Annotated in this window: 12 protein-coding genes; 6 read left to right on the top strand and 6 right to left on the bottom strand. The window is 38.4% G+C overall.

The window, feature by feature from the left end; translation table 11 throughout:
- The first annotated feature begins 23 nt into the window (after positions 1-23).
- From QNI24_RS00990 to QNI24_RS00975, 4 genes are read left to right on the top strand one after another with little or no spacing between them, the layout of a single operon-like run.
- Positions 24-611: an ankyrin repeat domain-containing protein gene (locus tag QNI24_RS00990; protein ID WP_283708443.1), complete on the top strand. Its 588-nt coding sequence runs from the start codon at positions 24-26 to the stop codon at positions 609-611.
- On the top strand, positions 608-1,918 hold the full coding sequence (locus tag QNI24_RS00985; RefSeq protein WP_283708442.1) for a vanadium-dependent haloperoxidase: 1,311 nt from the start codon (positions 608-610) through the stop codon (positions 1,916-1,918). The genes QNI24_RS00990 and QNI24_RS00985 overlap by 4 nt, the downstream gene beginning before the upstream one ends.
- Entirely contained in the window at positions 1,908-5,777 is a 3,870-nt protein-coding gene (locus tag QNI24_RS00980; RefSeq protein WP_283708441.1) for a PKD domain-containing protein, read from the top strand. Before QNI24_RS00985 ends, QNI24_RS00980 begins: the two co-directional genes overlap by 11 nt.
- Positions 5,764-6,681: a hypothetical protein gene (locus QNI24_RS00975; RefSeq protein WP_283708440.1), complete on the top strand. Its 918-nt coding sequence runs from the start codon at positions 5,764-5,766 to the stop codon at positions 6,679-6,681. The genes QNI24_RS00980 and QNI24_RS00975 overlap by 14 nt, the downstream gene beginning before the upstream one ends.
- A 9-nt stretch (positions 6,682-6,690) precedes the next feature.
- Here the strand turns inward: QNI24_RS00975 and QNI24_RS00970 are convergent, their stop codons facing one another.
- Positions 6,691-7,581 carry a hypothetical protein gene (locus QNI24_RS00970; RefSeq protein ID WP_283708439.1) on the bottom strand — a complete coding sequence of 297 codons (891 nt, stop codon included), beginning with the start codon at positions 7,579-7,581 and terminating at the stop codon, positions 6,691-6,693.
- A gap of 312 nt (positions 7,582-7,893) precedes the next feature.
- Here QNI24_RS00970 and QNI24_RS00965 point away from each other — a divergent pair, with 312 nt between their 5' ends.
- Positions 7,894-9,831 (top strand): hypothetical protein, encoded by a 1,938-nt coding sequence (locus QNI24_RS00965; RefSeq protein ID WP_283708438.1) that lies wholly within the window; start codon positions 7,894-7,896, stop codon positions 9,829-9,831.
- Here the strand turns inward: QNI24_RS00965 and QNI24_RS00960 are convergent.
- From QNI24_RS00960 to QNI24_RS00940, 5 genes are read right to left on the bottom strand one after another with little or no spacing between them, the layout of a single operon-like run.
- Positions 9,822-10,823 (bottom strand): TniQ family protein, encoded by a 1,002-nt coding sequence (locus QNI24_RS00960; protein WP_283708437.1) that lies wholly within the window; start codon positions 10,821-10,823, stop codon positions 9,822-9,824. The genes QNI24_RS00965 and QNI24_RS00960 overlap by 10 nt on opposite strands.
- 3 nt (positions 10,824-10,826) lie before the next feature.
- Positions 10,827-11,711 (bottom strand): TniB family NTP-binding protein, encoded by an 885-nt coding sequence (locus tag QNI24_RS00955; protein WP_283708436.1) that lies wholly within the window; start codon positions 11,709-11,711, stop codon positions 10,827-10,829.
- Positions 11,711-13,576 carry a Mu transposase C-terminal domain-containing protein gene (locus QNI24_RS00950; protein ID WP_283708435.1) on the bottom strand — a complete coding sequence of 622 codons (1,866 nt, stop codon included), beginning with the start codon at positions 13,574-13,576 and terminating at the stop codon, positions 11,711-11,713. The genes QNI24_RS00955 and QNI24_RS00950 overlap by 1 nt, the downstream gene beginning before the upstream one ends.
- Positions 13,552-14,322: a TnsA endonuclease N-terminal domain-containing protein gene (locus QNI24_RS00945; protein WP_283708434.1), complete on the bottom strand. Its 771-nt coding sequence runs from the start codon at positions 14,320-14,322 to the stop codon at positions 13,552-13,554. Before QNI24_RS00945 ends, QNI24_RS00950 begins: the two co-directional genes overlap by 25 nt.
- 45 nt (positions 14,323-14,367) lie before the next feature.
- Entirely contained in the window at positions 14,368-15,231 is an 864-nt protein-coding gene (locus QNI24_RS00940) for a YifB family Mg chelatase-like AAA ATPase (RefSeq protein WP_283708433.1), read from the bottom strand.
- A gap of 160 nt (positions 15,232-15,391) precedes the next feature.
- Here QNI24_RS00940 and QNI24_RS00935 point away from each other — a divergent pair, with 160 nt between their 5' ends.
- Positions 15,392-17,581 (top strand): primosomal protein N', encoded by a 2,190-nt coding sequence (locus tag QNI24_RS00935; protein ID WP_267176695.1) that lies wholly within the window; start codon positions 15,392-15,394, stop codon positions 17,579-17,581.
- Positions 17,582-17,638 lie beyond the last annotated feature (57 nt).

Here is a 17,638-nt window from a genome sequence, read left to right as displayed (position 1 = left end):
CTATTAACACATACAATTGGAAGATGAAAACATCCGTAATGATCAAAATTATGAGTATGGTTAGTATCGCTCTCTGCTTACTTTGTAGTACTGTTCATAGTCAAAATACGGATAATGATTCAGATTTAAATACTTATGAATTTTTAAAGTATGCAGCATCGGGCGATTTAAATTCAGTTCAGAACAGCTTGGCATCAGGTGTCGATATCAATGCAAGAGATCGCGTTTTTCTGGCAACCGCATTGCATAATGCCTCATCTCAAGGACATGTACATGTTGTAGATTGGTTAATAAGTCATGGAGCTAATATTGAGCAACAAGATTATCAGGGTGCAACCGCATTGATTTGGTCAGCTTATAATGGAAAGTTTCGTCCTTTGATATCTCTATTAAAAGCTGGAGCAAACCCAAACCATATACCCCAACAAGGTCCAACAGCATTAATTGCTGCGACTCAATCCGGTGACATAAAAGCTGTAAATGCTTTGCTTGAATACGAAGCGGACGTTTCTGTAACAAGTACAGATGGTGTGACTCCAATTGATGCTGCAACATTGAGAAATGATCAATCAATACTATCTGTCCTAAACAACATAGGTGATAAAAAGTGAGGGGTTTTATCGGTCAAATATACTTCACTATCGGCTTATTAATTTCTGTTATGAATCCATCTGTCAGTTTTTCTGGCAATACGGTCCTTGATTACACAGCCATAAGTGTTAAGACAGAAAAATGGTCATTGCCTGATTTCAGAGAGGATCAATGGCTAAAAGCTTCAGTGAGAGCACAAGACATTGTTTCAGGTTGGGATGAACATGCAGTTACTATCCCATGGACCAACCTTACTTTAGAGTATTTTGTTAAGCATAAGATGCAGCCCAGCCGTGGTGCTAGAGCTTTAGCTTTAATACATGTGGCGATGTATGATGCGTTGAACCATTCAGAATCCAAGAAATATGACTCATATCTAACGGTATCTGTGGCAGCAGCGAAAGTTTTGAGCTACCTTTTCCCAGCTGAAGAACATACTTTTATGCGTATAGTACATAAAGTAATTGAACTGAAAAAATCATCTGAAAATTTCAGTTACGAAATGAATTCAGCTTTCAATCTAGGTCAAATGATTGGTAACCGGGTTATTGAATATGCTGAAAATGATGGCGCCCAAAAAGGTTGGAATGGAAAAAGGCTTCAATGGTATGGAGAGGGGCGATATTATGGACCAGGTGCATGGGAACCCACACCACCTTATTACTATTATCCACCTGATGAACCTTTTGCGCCTGACTGGAAACCATGGGTGTTAAAAACAGCCGATCAATTTAGACCTGAGCCGCCACCAGTTTATGGAACCAAAGAATTCATGGCTGCTTTGGATGAAGTGGTTGACGTTGATAAAAATCTCACAAATGAACAAAAAGAAGTGGCCAAATTCTGGGTTGATGGGCATGGAACTGTGACTCCAGCTGGGCATTGGAATCAAATCGCCATTAAGTTGGTTTCTAAGCTTGAATTAAGTGATCATCAAATAGCACAAATATTTATGCAACTAAATATAGCTATGGCAGATACTTTTATAGCTGCATGGGACTCTAAATATCATTATTGGTATATCAGACCAGTAACAGCTGCTAAGAAGATCAAAGGATTGGATTTTAAACCCTATATTTTAACTCCACCATTTCCATCCTATGTATCAGGTCATGCTGCCATAAGTGGTGCAGCCTCAACGGTTTTAGCACATCATTTTAAAAGTGAGGCAGATGCGATAAAGGCCATGGGTGATGAAGCTGCACATTCTAGATTGCTAGGTGGTATTCATTTTAAGTTCGACAATGACCAAGGATTAAAATTGGGTAGAGATATTGCTCAACTGGTTATTGATAAATATTCATTGGAAATAAGATATGCAAAATAATATTATGGAGTATGATCCAACATTAAAAATACCTAAAAGCACAAATTGCAAGTGTATATTAGGTATGTTAATTCTAATACTGATTACATTTTCATCCATAGCAGGTAATGATGATTTAATTTTTGAAAATTCATTTGAGGCTATAGATTTAGGAATGATCAGTTATGTCACTGAAGCTGAAACCATTTTTGATCAAGCAGAAGCAGTATTGGAAGTGCGAGCCACTTTAGCGGATGGAGCATTATTTGATGTGTTGATTAATGGAACACCTGCTAATTTTGTTACCCAAGATGAAGATGCAGCGATTTATCGCTTGAATGTCACTTTAAATGAAGGAGATAATTTAATTGAGGCAGTGGCTAACTATAGCGATGAAAATGGGGACAGAGAAGAAGTGATTGAGGCTAACTTCAGTTATTACGATTTACCCATCATTACTTTTACCAGCCCATTAGATTGGCAAACTTTAGGGCCTGTTGATACAACTGGATTAGGTGCTGGTGGTGCCTTAAACTTGTCAGGTGTAGTTGAACGACCAGTAAGCATAACAGGCACACTATCCTCGCCTGTAATTGATTTAAAAATCAATCAACAACAAGCCTCATTCACTAACAACACTTTTAGTTTCGATGATTACTTTTTGCATGAAGGAACAAACCTAATCAGTGCCACAGCCACCGATGAATTTGGTCGACAAACCACGGCAACAATTACCGTATATGTAGATCAAACTGCCCCATTCGTTAGTGTTGCTAATACTTTTGAGCGTATCACTTCGGCTAATTTCACCACGCTTAACGGAACAATTAATGATGCTGTTGAAGGTGATTTTAATGCACCTGAGGCCATGATAAGTGTCAATAATCTGATAACAGGCCAAAACTATGAAGCTCAAGTAGAAGGTATCAACTACCTATCACCACAGATTGCCTTGGCTGTGGGTAACAACCCAATGTTAATAACAGCTAGTGATCAGTTTGGGAATACTCGACAAATCACTACGAACATAACCCGAGTTGATGCTGGTACTAATCGATTAAGTTATATGGGGGGGTCAAACCAAAGTGGTCTTGTAGGTGACCAACTTAGCATGCCACTTCGAATTGCCGCTTTTGATAAAACGGGGCTTCCTATAAGTGATGTGACAGTGCATTTTGATGTAATCAAAGGTTCAGGAACAATCAGCTCATTAGCAAACGACACTGATTTGATAGATGGTGTAAATCCAGCAAGGAACTTAAGCCTTAACACCGATGCCAGTGGTGAGGTGCATGTTTGGTTAACCCACGGGCAAGAGTCAGGTCTTGCCAGTCATGTGGTTAAGGCTTGGTCAGATGATCTTAGTGAATCGATATATTTCACAACTTCATCATTGGTAGGTGAGCCAGCCCGGGTGGTTGTTGAGGATGGTGCAGGTACTCAGTATGCGCAGACTCATTCATCGCCACTTCATTCTCCAACAGTTGTTGTGCTTGATGCCATGAGCAATCCAGTACCAGGTGCACAAGTGAGGTTTTCAATTCGCAGCGGTGATGCTAAGTTTGATGATTCATCTGCCATAAATGCTCAAGTTTCAGCAGGTGGCTTGTCAGTAATCACAACCAGTGACAAAAAAGGCCAAGCGGCTGCTAGACCTAGTTTGGGTTCAAGCACAGGAGTGGTTCTAGTAGAGGCTCAAAGTATAAATAGCTCAGGTAATTTAGTTGGTTCAACAGATTTTCAAATAATCGTTAAAGCCAGAAACAATGGCCCAACTCGCTTTACTGGTACCGTGATGGATATGAGCGGTATACCACTTGAAGGTGTGATTTTAAGTTTTGCTCGTAGCAGTTTAACCACCACCACTGATAAGGAGGGTTTTTTTAGGTTTGAAGGTAATGTACCCGTGGGTCGAGTGGATTTATTTATAGATGGTCGAAATGTGACGATGGTACAAAACGGAGAAACGGTTGAATACCCTGGTTTACACTTTGAAGCCACTGTGATTCAAGGTCAGGACAACCACCTACCCCACATCATTTACCTGCCTCCTGTACATACTGATCGTGCGCAAGTCGTTGGTGGAGATGAAGATGTGAGCTTATTTATCCCAGGTTTTGATGGTTTTGAAATGATCGTCAAATCAAACAGTGTGACATTCCCAGATGGTTCAAGAACAGGTGAGTTGGTTGTTAATCCAGTTCATGCAGATAGACTGCCCATGGTTCCTCCTGGTGGTTCTGGACGTTTCAGCCCCTTTGGTTGGACCATCCAACCTTCAGGTACGCGGTTTGACCCGCCTATAGAAGTCAAGATGCCTAATGTCAGTGGTATGAAACCTGGCACAACCAGAACCATTGTGCAATGGGATCATGACTTAGCTCAATTTATTCCAATGGGCCTGGGAACAGTTAGTGCTGACGGAACACAAATTGTAACTGAACCCGGATCTGGAATTACCAAAGCTGGTTGGGGCGGAGGCCCACCGCCACCACCCCCTACTAATGAGGGGGAGAATGAGTGCTCTATAGGAAGATCTGGGGACGATTGCATTTGTACTATTGTTGTATCTGCAGATAATGAAACTGATGTTTTATGGAAAATAGCAGAAAATGATGGAACTACTGTTGAATTTGATGCTGAATTAGAAGGTAATGGATGCGATGAGAGAACTTTTGAATGGTATATCAATGATGGTTCTTCTGTACTAACAGATCCACCACCATTTGATCATGAATTTGAATTACCTGGAACATACCTTGTAACTGCATTTGCAACATGTGTAAATGCTGGCGAAAGTTGTAACCCAGGAAAAATCAGTGACAGCATAGAGGTTAATATATTTTTGCCTAAAGTTGAAATTAAAGAAGCAGAGGAAGATCCATTTGAATTGATTGGGGTAAATAGCAATCAATACTATGCTGAAAGAACCAACTTAGAGATTGAAGTGCTATACCCTGATGAACATCCAGAAGCTGGAAATGTTATAGATGATTTTTCAGGTGATGCTGAGATTACTGAGGAAGCAGGAACCGCTTATTATGATGGAAATGATGGGGCTAGTACATTGCCTGAAACGATAAGTATTCAGTCTGGTAAAGGAGATATTTCTATTGACTCAGTATCAAACACCTTAAGTTTAGAAGGTCCTATAGATGCGTCAATTAAAATTGAATTATCTGATTTTGATAATATTCATGAATCAAGTCTGGAAACAGTAGATGTTGATCAATGGGTAGAAGAAAGTGATTTGGAAACTTCTGATAATATCGGAGATACTAATGACTCTCGAGTTCCTGATTGGCTTGAAAAACAATCATGGGATATAGTTCGTAGTACGCGTGGGGGTGGAGGTATCTTAGGTGAAGTTATGGCTGGTGTTAAAAATGTTTATCTTGGAAGAACTGATGGTATTTTAGCGGGTGCATGTGGTTATGTACCATTCAATCCAAGGTCAATTTATATTGGACTAACTTGTACAGTAGGTGTTCCTAGTGGAGACAATGGACACCGAATGAATACGAATTCGACATTAACAGAAACAGTACTCCATGAGTCTCGACATACATGGCAATTTAGAATTTTATATTCTGAGCCAGCCGGTGCAACTGGCTCATCTCCAAAACAAGATTCAGATGATGATGGTTGCCCAGAGATTGTTGCTGATGGAACAGATGCTGGACCTAATGATTCAACACCCATTCAAGACGGTGTATTTCCAACTACTGGTGATGATAGTATTGATAATAATCCAGGTGGACAAATACCTGATAATATATACCATACAAGCCCTTACCCTTGGGCCCCATCAACAAGAGTAGATAAATGCAGATATTTAATTGAAACAGATGCTGTGGAGTTTGAAGATGATTACAGTTAATTTAAAGATAACATTTACAATTTTTGTATGCGTACTGTGTAGTTCAGTGGTTTATTCATATACACCAGATACTGAAAATATACCTAAAGATGTTAATATTTTGAACTATAGAGCTCAAAACTTAGCTATGAAAGAGGATGATTATGAAAATTTGATTAAGTATTTATCCCAATGCTTGGCCCAGGAAAAAAATACTTCTTTTTCAAAATTATGTACACGTGTTATTGATATTGTTTCAGTTGTTCTTAAAACAAATAATCCAAGCGAAAAACAAGCAAATCAAATACTTTTGTACATATCATCAATTAAAAATCATACTAACCATAATAATAAACGAATAAGAGAATTAGTTTGGTTAGCTACTCTGAGGAATGTATATGATAAAGATATTTTGAAGAATGTTTTAAATAGCCAGAAAGACACTGATATGGCCGAGGTCACCCTTGCTTTAATTGGTGAGTTTGGATGGCATGATGTTATTCCAGCAGAGAAATCTGTTTCTGCGAAGATTAAAAATAAAGATTTGTTTTTGAGATTGCTAAAAAGAAAGGCTCATTTCATAAGCTCGCTTAATTTATTGAACAACTCATCTATTGATGAGATTAAGAATGAACTGGCTTTGAGTATTAATGATGTGCTTCCAATGATTAATAAAGGTTCAAAAATGGAATTGGCTCATTTAAACTGGTTAATTAAAAAAATGGGTTTGTATAGAAATAACCAAGCAATAAAAGAAATATTAACAAGTTTGGGTGAAAATAGCCTTCACTATAATCAGTCCAGCTTAGGATCCCTCTCTGAGGATGAAAAAGCTACAGTAATTTCTTTAACAAATGAAAGGCTCCAAATTAGTGAAAGGTCAATTACTGCATTAAATCCATATCTTTCAGAAAAAAATCATTGAAAATCAGAGTCATTCATCCACCCATATCCCATTTACCAGTTTATACCTAAATCGGAAGCTTTTTATCTGTCTAACAGTAAAAGAGTTTTCATCTATTATTGAACTCTGAATATTATCTTTGTATTCGATATCTGGGCCAAGAGATGGCTTTTCTTCAAAAGGCCTGAGGTCAAAACCAACGTCTATAAATTCATTTCTGTTTTGAATGCAAAAATGAAAATCACTTCCTTTAACATGAAGTTCATTCCACCAATGCCATTTCATAAACCCAACTATATCATTAAATTCATTTCTTACAATCACACCTGCATTTCCTGTGAATAATTTTTTGTGAGTTTTGTAATAAGGGTGCGAACTATTAACTGGCCAATCTTGGTATTGTTCTAGCTTAAGGTTTTTACCTCCAAAACATTTCATAGGTAAAGGTGGAGCAAGAAATGCATTTTTTCTTGTTGATATGTTCCCTGAAAGCCAAACTGACTTCCAATCATTTAGAGTACTGAAAACTTCGAGTTCTTCTGGATATGGGTGAATAACTTTCTTCCCTTTTGGCAATACTGAATGACCAAGATTAACTGGTATACAAAGAAAGTCCCTTGCATTAAGAGACTTTTTGAAAATCGTGCCTTTAAATTTTTCATATGGCAAATCATTGAAGCTCATGGATAAATGATGATAAATCTGCCCCAGGCTTGGAGCAGTGGCATCAAATGAAACCATGTTTTTAAAAAACAATTTTGCTCTTTCTTCAATTAGATCGAAACTATTAGGTTGTTCGCCAAGCTGTAATAATTCAACAATATTTTCGTAAATTGTCGATGAAAACTCTTGCTCGATTAGAGTTTGTATTTGACGTGATTTGATTTGAAAGGAATATAAATCGCTTGTAAATTTCAACATTTTTTTTCCAATAAAAATAGATAAAGTTGACGCAAGACTTCTCTATTTATTGAAAAAGATTAATTTACTGAAATTGCTAGGTTAGCCACCATTTAAGCGTCTGACAGGGCAGCATACCCCAAGTAATACTCTACATTAAATTCAGAGATGCTTCAAGAGTCTGCACTTATTTATTAAATTTGAATATGCGCTTGCATTATCTATAATGAAAAAGATGGTAACAAAAATCCAAATGAACTTATTTGAGAAGGTGGACTTCTTTTTTAAAAACAAATTATCAGACCAGAGCGTTTTGGCTCAGAGGTTTATAGTTTGATCTTTCTGTCTTTCTTACCTCAGGATGACAAAGAATATATCCTGAAATGGCCAGGTAAAGTTGATAGGCACTCAAAAAAAGAAGATGACTTTGGCATTAAGTTGATTTTTTCCCAGCTGAACCGACCTTCAGATGAACTGCCATCTCTATCTTCTGGAAACAATAGGTTTGATTTTTACGTTAAACATCAAAACGTAGTGATCGAATCTCTATTTGGTCTTTTACCTTACTTGCCGTTAGGCTCGATATGGAAAAATGGGCTGCTGATCAGATCGTATACTCCGTTAGTACAAAAGAAATTTACATTTAATTACGGTGTCTCTAATCTTCAAAATTATCATGCGAATGAATCTTTTGATTACCATAGCATGGGAAGAGTGTACACCTCAAAAGTTATCCCGAATGATGTATGGTCACTTTCATGTGGAAACCTTAATCAAGCAGGTGGCCCATCTGGATTATTAGCTGTTAAGCTGGATGATGGCACTGAGGTACTAATCCCGCATTATGAAATTCTTAGAAACTGTTATTGTGATTCGACCAGAACAGCTATTTTGTTTGCAAAAGGTTACCTTGCAAATGATGAAAAGTTTTTATTTGATCGAGAAATGAGTTCTGTTGATGAAAACGGTGTTGCTGATTTGTATTTGACTAAAAACGTTTTTGTTAGGGATGCTAAAACTTTAGCACAGTTTGCCTTTAGTAAAATTACTACAAATAGAGCCAATCGACTCAGATCTGAAATGGTTTACAGCGAAAGTTTATTAGGAGGGTTCAAAGAGATACCAAGTCGGCATCGAATGAGCAGAGTTATGCTTCCTGTTGATGGAACATATTCAATAAATGCTAATGGCCTATGGATAAATGTTCCTGGTGCTGATGCACCAAAATTTTTTGTGACTAATCTATTAGAATTAAATTATGAACTGCCTTTTAAGAGGCTAAACATACACAACAATACATTCAAAACCACACCCAATAAAAACCCAGAGTTTGATCCTAGACCACCCAGACCCTATGAGAAAAGAAAAAATTCTAAATACAGTGATGAGTTTGAAGATGAGTTACTTATGTTAACCAGTTTGTCTGACCCCTCAGTTAGAAATGAACTTTTACTGGATCAAGTTTTTACAGCTTCAAAACCAGTAATGGAAAAGGTAGATCAACAAGTAAAGCGAATTCCAATCGAAGGTAAAAAAAGAAAAAAACTCCTGCCACCTGATCCTAAAGGAAATAGGTATTCAACCGGTTCTAAAGGGAAAGGTAATAGCGATGTTTCTAGATTGGAATTATTGGCTAGTAATGAAATGAGTTACTCTGAGAAAAGAGAACAAGTGCCAGATAAATTTACTATTTTGAGAAAAGCGCTGTTAATGATAGTTGAGAGTTTTAAAGGGGATGGTTTCAAAAATGTTCAACTAGATAAAATTATTAACACCCAATCAGCTGACGGAAATTTTTATGCATCAATCGTTAAATCAGGACAATACATTCACAATTGGTCATTTATGAGCTTGGATCCAGAAATCAGAAGAATGGTATACATCATGAAATTGACTGTTGAATCAAGAATATTCTATTTTTTAGAGCTTGAGGCAAAGTTTGACAAGAAAGCATGTTTCATAGAGTCTTTTCCGTGCTTTGCATTTAACAAAGACTTAAATGGTCTAATTGCTGAAACTGAATGGGAGGTTTTGATTAACTATATTACTCAATACAAATGTCATAATAAAGATGGAGACTGGTTTAAGTGGGCCGATGTCGATCAAACTGTGGATATAGAAAAAAATTATTTGAAGCATTATTACCATAATCACTTCAAAACTTCTAAAGGTAAAAAGAAAGCTGTTAGAGTTCCCGAGGAAAAATCAATTAATTCACTGGCAAAGACGATTATGAAACACATTAACGAAGAACCAGAAAATCAAGAATGATTCAAATTAATCAGTTCCATGCGTTCATTAAGCCATTTAGGAAAACTTTGATATTCTGTTCGAAGAAAAACTGATGAGCCGATCCTGTGGGATCTGAGTAACTTTGTAAAATCTTTTTTGTCCATACAAATAAAAAAAGCCAAAACACTCATAATCAAATGCCGATCGTTTAAATCAACCAATTCAAATATTCCAAATTTATAAGAATCATCATTTGCCCAATGTGGATCGAGACTCAATTCCTTCAACCCAAGTTTTAGTAATTTTCTACCAAGATTGTTATTTCTAACCAATGCAGAAGTGAATATTCTCAAACCATAGCAAAATTCAACGGCAGAAATAACCTCATCAAAATATCGAACAGATCCATTTTTGATGATGGAGAAAAACATCTTATTAAGTTCAAATAATTCATTCGATATGTTGAGAGTACTATGTTTAGATCTTGCAAGGCTCTGGTTACAACTAGGACAATAAGGTTTTCCAGATTCCCATAATAGCTTGTGAACCATTATTTTTTCACCACAAAAACTACAATCAGATCTGAGTGGTCTCGAATGTTTTAAACAAATAGTATTCCAGCCTAAGCGCCAGTGTTTGCGGAAGTACGGTGAGTCATCTTCTTCAAGACACTCTGGACAGAATTGCAGCGCCTTTCTGTGCCTGACTCTGTGGTATGTTCCTTGTGCTAATATCCAGTGATTATTGCTATTAATTACCTTTTCAAAGAGTTTAGATTCGTATGAGAGCATAGTTGTCTCAATAATTTTGTCTATTGAAGTTCCCGTCTTATAGGCCAGAATGTCAATAACATTTGAAGGTGGATGAGTGTCAATATCTCTGGTCCAAATACTTTGACCAGGCCACAAAAGTCTGCAAAAAGTATGTAGTAAAGCCCCGTGACCATTTGACAATCTGACTATCCATGATGATAGTAATTCATCCTGTAGAGGTGGGAAAGTTAATAAAAACTTATCGTCATTACTTTCCATAGACTAACCAATCTTGGTTACTGGCTGAACCCACTTTATCTTATCCAGTAAACTTAAAGTAATCTTCTCATCACCAGATTTTATTGCCTCTGTCGTTACCTCGTTAAGCAAAGTTGACAGTTCTCCAATATTACCCTCACACATTGAATATATTTTTCTTGATATTTCTTGCCCACTCAATTGTGATGGTAACTTAATTGGCAATACCTTTTCAAAGCTTGCAAGTAAACGACGAAAATCATCATTAGATTGCCATTTAGGTAGCTCTATTTGTTCAAACCTGTTTGATATTTGAGGAATAACCCTTATTGCCCTGAGTGCATCATCAGTACCTACTGTAACAATTGGTATCCTTAATTCATTAGACAGGTACTTAATAGATTGTAGTAATAATCTTTGTTTGGTTTTGTGACCAATGAGCATGTGATGAAACTCATCAATGATGAGTAATTTAACACCAAGATTATGCATCATGGTGATTGCCTGATTTTGTTTTCTAGAGATAGAATCACGTTGTCGATAAGGTGCTTTTAGAATGTTAAGCATCGAATCATAAAACCTACTTTCCTCTGGGCTTGGGGGCATTTGCATGTACATAACCGGATATTCCAAAATACCTGTCCTCTCGTTTTCTTTCGAGTGGTTTCTTAATGCAAACTGTTTAACAATAGTAGTTTTACCGTTGTTTGTATCACCATAGATCAATAAATTGGGCATTCTATCTGATGGTTTTAGGTTCAATCTCCAATTTAGCTTTTCGATAATTGTTTTAGCCATGCCGTATCCAATCCATCTTTGGTTATCAAGCCATTGAATTCTTTCTTGCTCAGACAAATCAATGATTGGCTTAACGTAATCGGCAACATGTTTATAACTTTCCTCACTCATCAGTAAACCTCAATATCATCAAAGGGTAAAATTTCTTCCTCTGAAAATTCTTCTACATTTTCTTGAGGTTTGATGGGCTCAGTGTTCAAATTTGATTGGCTTGCTCCTTTTGTGGCTTGAGTTTTTCTTGATGTGTTTCTTCGAGTTTGTTTTGTGATTTTTTTGGAATCCTCTTCCATTTTTTCCAATCTAAGTCGCGCTTGAAATACAGCATCTTCATCATAGTTCTTCAGTCCTTTTTCCTCTAAATATCTTTTAGTTTCACGCAACTCCCAAAGTGTCATTTTAGGTGCACTTAAATTGCTGTAGGGCACTTGATAATATCTCTTTAACTCGGGGTCAAAGAAGTAAAGCTTGGAAATATCTCTTGGGTCATAGCGAAAAACAAACTTTCTTTTATATCTGCTTTTTTGTGGGTCTTTTGAATTAATCCATGATTTTAGAACTTCGGCATAATATGTAATATGTTCAACTGTGACACCATTTTGCTGAACGGTTCGTTCAACAAAAGGCATGAAATCGAGTTTTAGTTTATCTGAGTTGCTTGGAATTAAGCCAGAGCCAGGCCCTGGGTTTTCATCATCACCCGATAGTCCTTCAAGAAACTTGGCTTCTGGTGTGGTTTTTATTTCTGAATGGATCTCTTTGTGATAAACATCGCAAATCAGCGTTGTTAACCATTTTTCCAGTTCATTTAAAGTAAATGCAGCTTTTTCTTCGGACTCATATGTTGATCTTTTTTCGACATTTGAAAAAGTAGAGCCTGGTAAATCATGCAACTCAGTATTGAGTGTTCCTAAGTATCGCTCAATATGAGCGCCATAGTTTGGTTTGCTAAGTGGCCTAAAGTGAATGTCAATACGATATTCACCGCAAGCGCGTTCCAACATATGCCCATCAAATTCTTTTGCATTATCCACATGAATAAGTGCAGGAATGCCGGCAACTGGCCAGGTGCATTTTAGACCAAGTTCTGTCATCCTATTTTCCTTTGTAAGTATGCTTTGTGAAACACAAAGTCCAACTGATAATGCACTTGGTTTTTCTAGAGATATTACAAATCCTGTAACCATCCTAGAAAATACATCAATTGCTAAAGTTATCCAAGGCCTACCGATTGTGAGTCTATATTTTTCATCAACAATTTGAATGTCAAGTTGAGTGTGGTCAATTTGAATAACAGATAATGGCACATTGGCATCCTGATATATCCCTGGGTGAGCTCCAAGTTTTTCATCGGCCAATTTTTTTCCATGCCTTGTTGTTACATGGTGCTTTTCACTGGCTTTTTTAATTCTGGCACGCATTGTGTTTATGCCAGGTGTTTTATAGCCTTTTTCTTTACAGATAGTCTGTAATTTGAAATAAGTTTTTTTGATGGATAGCCGGTCTGGAACAAAGTAATATTTTTGAATAGTTTCGCTAAGAATTTCTTCAACCTCATCAGATAATCTTGATTTTCCAACGCCTCCTGTTTTGGGAGACGGTAGTAAGGCGCTTATTTTCCCAGTGCTTAGAAAAAGCTTAATCCACCTGTAAAGAGTTGCAGAATGGACTCCATTTTTTTCTGCACATTTCTCGACATCTTTTTCTTTCCTGTCATCCATTGAAATCAGAGGTTTAATGATTTCATACTTCTCTTTAGCTCTGTCCCAGCTACTGTTGGATACCGAAATTAATTCATTATCAAAATTTTGGGTTTGGTCAAGAAGAATTACATCTTCAGACTTCAGCTTTTCTTTCAAGCCATTGTCAAATCTTCTGGCAATGATTGTATTTTGGTCAATTACATTTGTTACCCTGTAATTAATAGAGTTGTAAGAAATCACCTGACCGTTTTCTATTTTTTGTTCTTTTTTAGCCATATCTTTGATGTCATTGTTAAAGGTTTATCTACGTTAATTAATATGTGTTTCCACCTGATTAAGTGCCATAGATAAGGAAGATGATTTGAAAAATCTTGAGGCGAATCAGTAATTTTTGAAATTAGAGTCTTTGGAGTGGATTCACCTTTTGAGAGTTCTTTAAGGAGTTTTGGTGATATTTCATGATCAAAATCTAATTTATCTTCAATCAAATCGAATCTTTTTAAAAACTTAACGTTTTTCAGTTTTATTTGACTGACATCTTGATCAGTAATTAATTTAAATCTCCAGTCTTCTTGTTCACAGTAAATTTCAGCGATTTCCTTCTCCTCAGCAATTCGCTTTGGATCTTTTAGGAGTTCTTCATGATATTTAACTTCAACCAGAATCGGGCGTTGATCTTGATTTTTATCTAATTTATGATCAATCTCAATTAATATATCAGGTGTATATGATCTCTTCTTACCATCATCATTTTCATATTCAAACCTCACAGGTTGTTCGATAGCATTTGCTACTTCAAAGTCAAAACATATTAGTATGTAAGCATCATGTTCTAACTTAGATTCAAAATGTATAGGATTGCCTTGTGGGTTTATACTTTTTGCTCTAATGCTTCTGTATGTTCTTGGGATCTTTCTAACAGCTTTTAGTGTGTTGTCATCTTGCTGATTAAGTATGACATTTTTAATTTTCATATCAGGTGTTGAATTCTGCTTTACTTCGCTCGCATTTTCTTGTGTCATTATATGTTTTATATTTGCATTAACATATGTATATTCGCACAAACTTCAGTAAATGTCAGAGCCACCACCCACTAATGCAGGTGCTGAGGCAGTGTGGTGGGGGTTGCGAAAAGGTGGTTGACTCCAAGTATCTGGATCAAAGCCGTGGGCGCTGATAGATGCCACTGAGGCTGTTTCCAAAGCTTGCGCCTCGGTCAGATCAGGCAAGATACCCGGTAAACGGCTCGCCAGCATGGTTTTTCCAGTGCCAGGAGGGCCATAAAACAATAAATTATGCTGGCCGCTGGCGGCAATGGTCAAAGCCCTTTTGGCTTGTTCTTGGCCTTTGACATCGGCCAAATCCGGTACTGGATTGGGTGTGGTTTTTAGCTTGATTTCAGCCCGCGGTAATTCATCTACATTGTCCAACCAAGCACAAACCTGTAATAAGTTGTCAGCCAGCATGCAGTCGCAAGATTGCACCAACGCAGCTTCAATACCATTGTCCTGGGGACAAATCAAACTGCGACCTGTGGTGGCTACAGCGCTGACCACAGGCAGCACGCCGCGTATGGGTCTGAGGTCACCGCCTAAAGCCAACTCACCAATTAATTCAACTTCGGTGAGTTTATCGCGATGGATTTGGTCTGAGGCCGCCAATACGCCGATGGCAATGGGTAAATCATAACGTCCACCTTGTTTGGGTATGTCGGCAGGCGATAAGTTGATGGTGATGCGGTGTTGTGGAAACTCATAGCCTGAATTCATGATGGCAGCCCGCACCCGATCTTTTGATTCTTTCACAGCAGTTTCCGGCATCCCCACTATGTTCAGTTGAGGTAAACCCCGAGATATGTGCACCTCAACCCGCACCTGTGGTGCCTGTACCCCAAATTCTGCTCGTGATAGCACCACTGCCAGTTTTGTCATGCCTATGGCTCCATTAAAAGAGGTCAAAGTTTAGTCTTTTTAGCGGTAAATTGAGATGGTGTTTTTCTGACCTGTTTGTAAGAAAAGATGGTCATTTGATGGATAATGATATGGCTAAGTACTGGATTGTTTTGAACCACATCAATGCTAGAATAAACGGATGCAAAAACCCAGCAAAAATACTGTGCTGCAAGTGGCATTGAAAGTGCCATTTGCTCCCTACCTTGATTACCTTTTGCCCGAGGGGTTGCAAGCACCTGAGGCTGGCGTACGGGTATTGGTACCTTTGGGTAAAAATAAACGTTTGGTGGGTTTGGTGATTGGTCACAGTGACCAAAGTGAGCATAAAAACTTGAAACCGATTCTTGAGGTTTTGGATCAGCAGGCACTGCTGGATAAACACACATTGGAAGTGTTGCAACAAGCAGCCAAATATTATCAGGTGAATTTAGGTGAAATGATTTTTACCGCGTTGCCAGCTTGGTACCGTCGCATTGAAAACCGCCCCATTCCACATCAGTTTTGGTGGCGAGCGAAAGGTGAAATAGAACCAGCAAAAACACTGTTAAAAAACGCCAAAAAACAACAAGAAATATTTGAGTACCTGCATAAACACGGCCCATTACAAAGCAAAACCATGAGCCACATCAGCGCATCAGCAGCTCAAATCTGTCGGCAGTTGCAACAAAAAGGACTGGTTGATTGTGCTGAGGTTTGTTTTTTAGAAAATGATTCTGTCAAAGACCCGGGTTTTCAATTGACCGCCGATCAAGCCACTGCTTTGGGCCAGATTCAGGCCCAAAGTGACCAGTTTCAAGTGCATTTGTTGGATGGTGTCACTGGCTCTGGTAAGACAGAAATATATATCCGTCTGATCAATGATTTATTGGCCCAAAACAAACAGGCTTTGGTGTTGGTGCCAGAGATTGGTTTGACGCCCCAGTTATTTCAAGAAATCAGTCAACGCATCAACGGCCAAATGGCTATATTACACTCTGGATTATCTGATGGCGCCCGCGCCCGCGTCTGGCAACATGCAGCCAAAGGCTTGGTAGACGTGGTGGTTTCCACCCGTTCAGGAATCTTTACACCGTTCAAAAATCTGGGCAGCATCCTGGTGGATGAAGAACATGACTTGAGCTACAAGCAACAAGAAGGGGTGCGTTATTCGGCTCGAGATTTAGCCATTTTGCGTGGTAAAATCCAACAAATTCCAGTCGTTCTGGGATCAGCCACACCCAGTTTTGAAACCTTGAATCATGCCATCAGTGGCAAATATCAATGGTTGAAACTGCGCACACGGACCAATCAAAATCCCATGCCCAGTTTGACCTTACAAAATACCCAATCAAAGCATTTCATTAAAGGCTTGACGGCTAAAACCATTGATGCAATCGATGTTCATTTAGCCGCTGGCAATCAGGTTTTGGTGTTTTTGAATCGCCGTGGCTGGTCACATAAACTGATCTGCCATGATTGTGGCTGGGTGGCTGAGTGTGATGATTGCGATGCTTATCTGACTTACCACAAACATTTAGACTTATTAAAATGCCACCACTGTGAACGGCGTTATTCCTTGCCTGAGTTTTGTCCCCAGTGCGGCTCGCAGGAAGTTGAAACCATGGGTGTCGGTACTGAAAAATTGGCAGATGGTTTGGCTGAACGTTTTCATGACTTTGCGGTGGTTCGCTTTGATCGAGATGCGGTAAAAACCCCTGCCCAATGGCAAAAAAACTTAGAAGTTGTGCGCTCCGGTCAACCTTGTGTGATTGTCGGTACCCAGATGTTGTCCAAGGGACATGACTTTCCTTTGTTGTCCTTGGTTGTGGTGGTTAATGTCGATAACAGTTTTTTCTCTACCGATTTCAGAGCAACAGAATATTTGGCGCAGTTATTGGTTCAGGTTTCAGGCAGAGCAGGTCGTGCCAAAACCAAAGGTGAAGTGATCATCCAAACCCAATTCCCTGAACATGAGTTTTTCCAGATGCTGTTCAAAGCCAATTACCAAACGTTCGCCCAACAACAACTTTTGGAGCGAGATGCAATGCGTTTCCCGCCCTACACCCACATGGCCATCATTCGTGGCCAGCACCGCAGCGAGCGAGTGCTGGATGAGTTTTTACAAAAACTGGCCAATGGTATGCAACAAAGTGAGGACATCAGCGTCATGGGACCTTTACCAGCACCGATGCAAAAACGGCAAAAACTCTATCGCATGCAGTTGATCCTTAACAGCAATGACCGCCGCAGCCTGCATCAAACCATATACCAATTAAAACAATTACCATTGGCCCAAGGTGAACAACAAATTCCTTGGTTTGTTGATATTGATCCAGTAAATTTTGATTAATAAAAGCCATAAAAAAAGCCCCAAAAAGGGGCTTTTTCCTGAATCTTGCGAATTGAA

Origin of the sequence: Marinicella marina (assembly GCF_030065545.1) — a bacterium.
GTDB classification, from domain to species: Bacteria; Pseudomonadota; Gammaproteobacteria; order Xanthomonadales; family Marinicellaceae; genus Marinicella; species Marinicella marina.
Note: the sequence above shows the minus strand (reverse complement) of the source record. Positions and strands in the feature narration are given on the sequence as shown.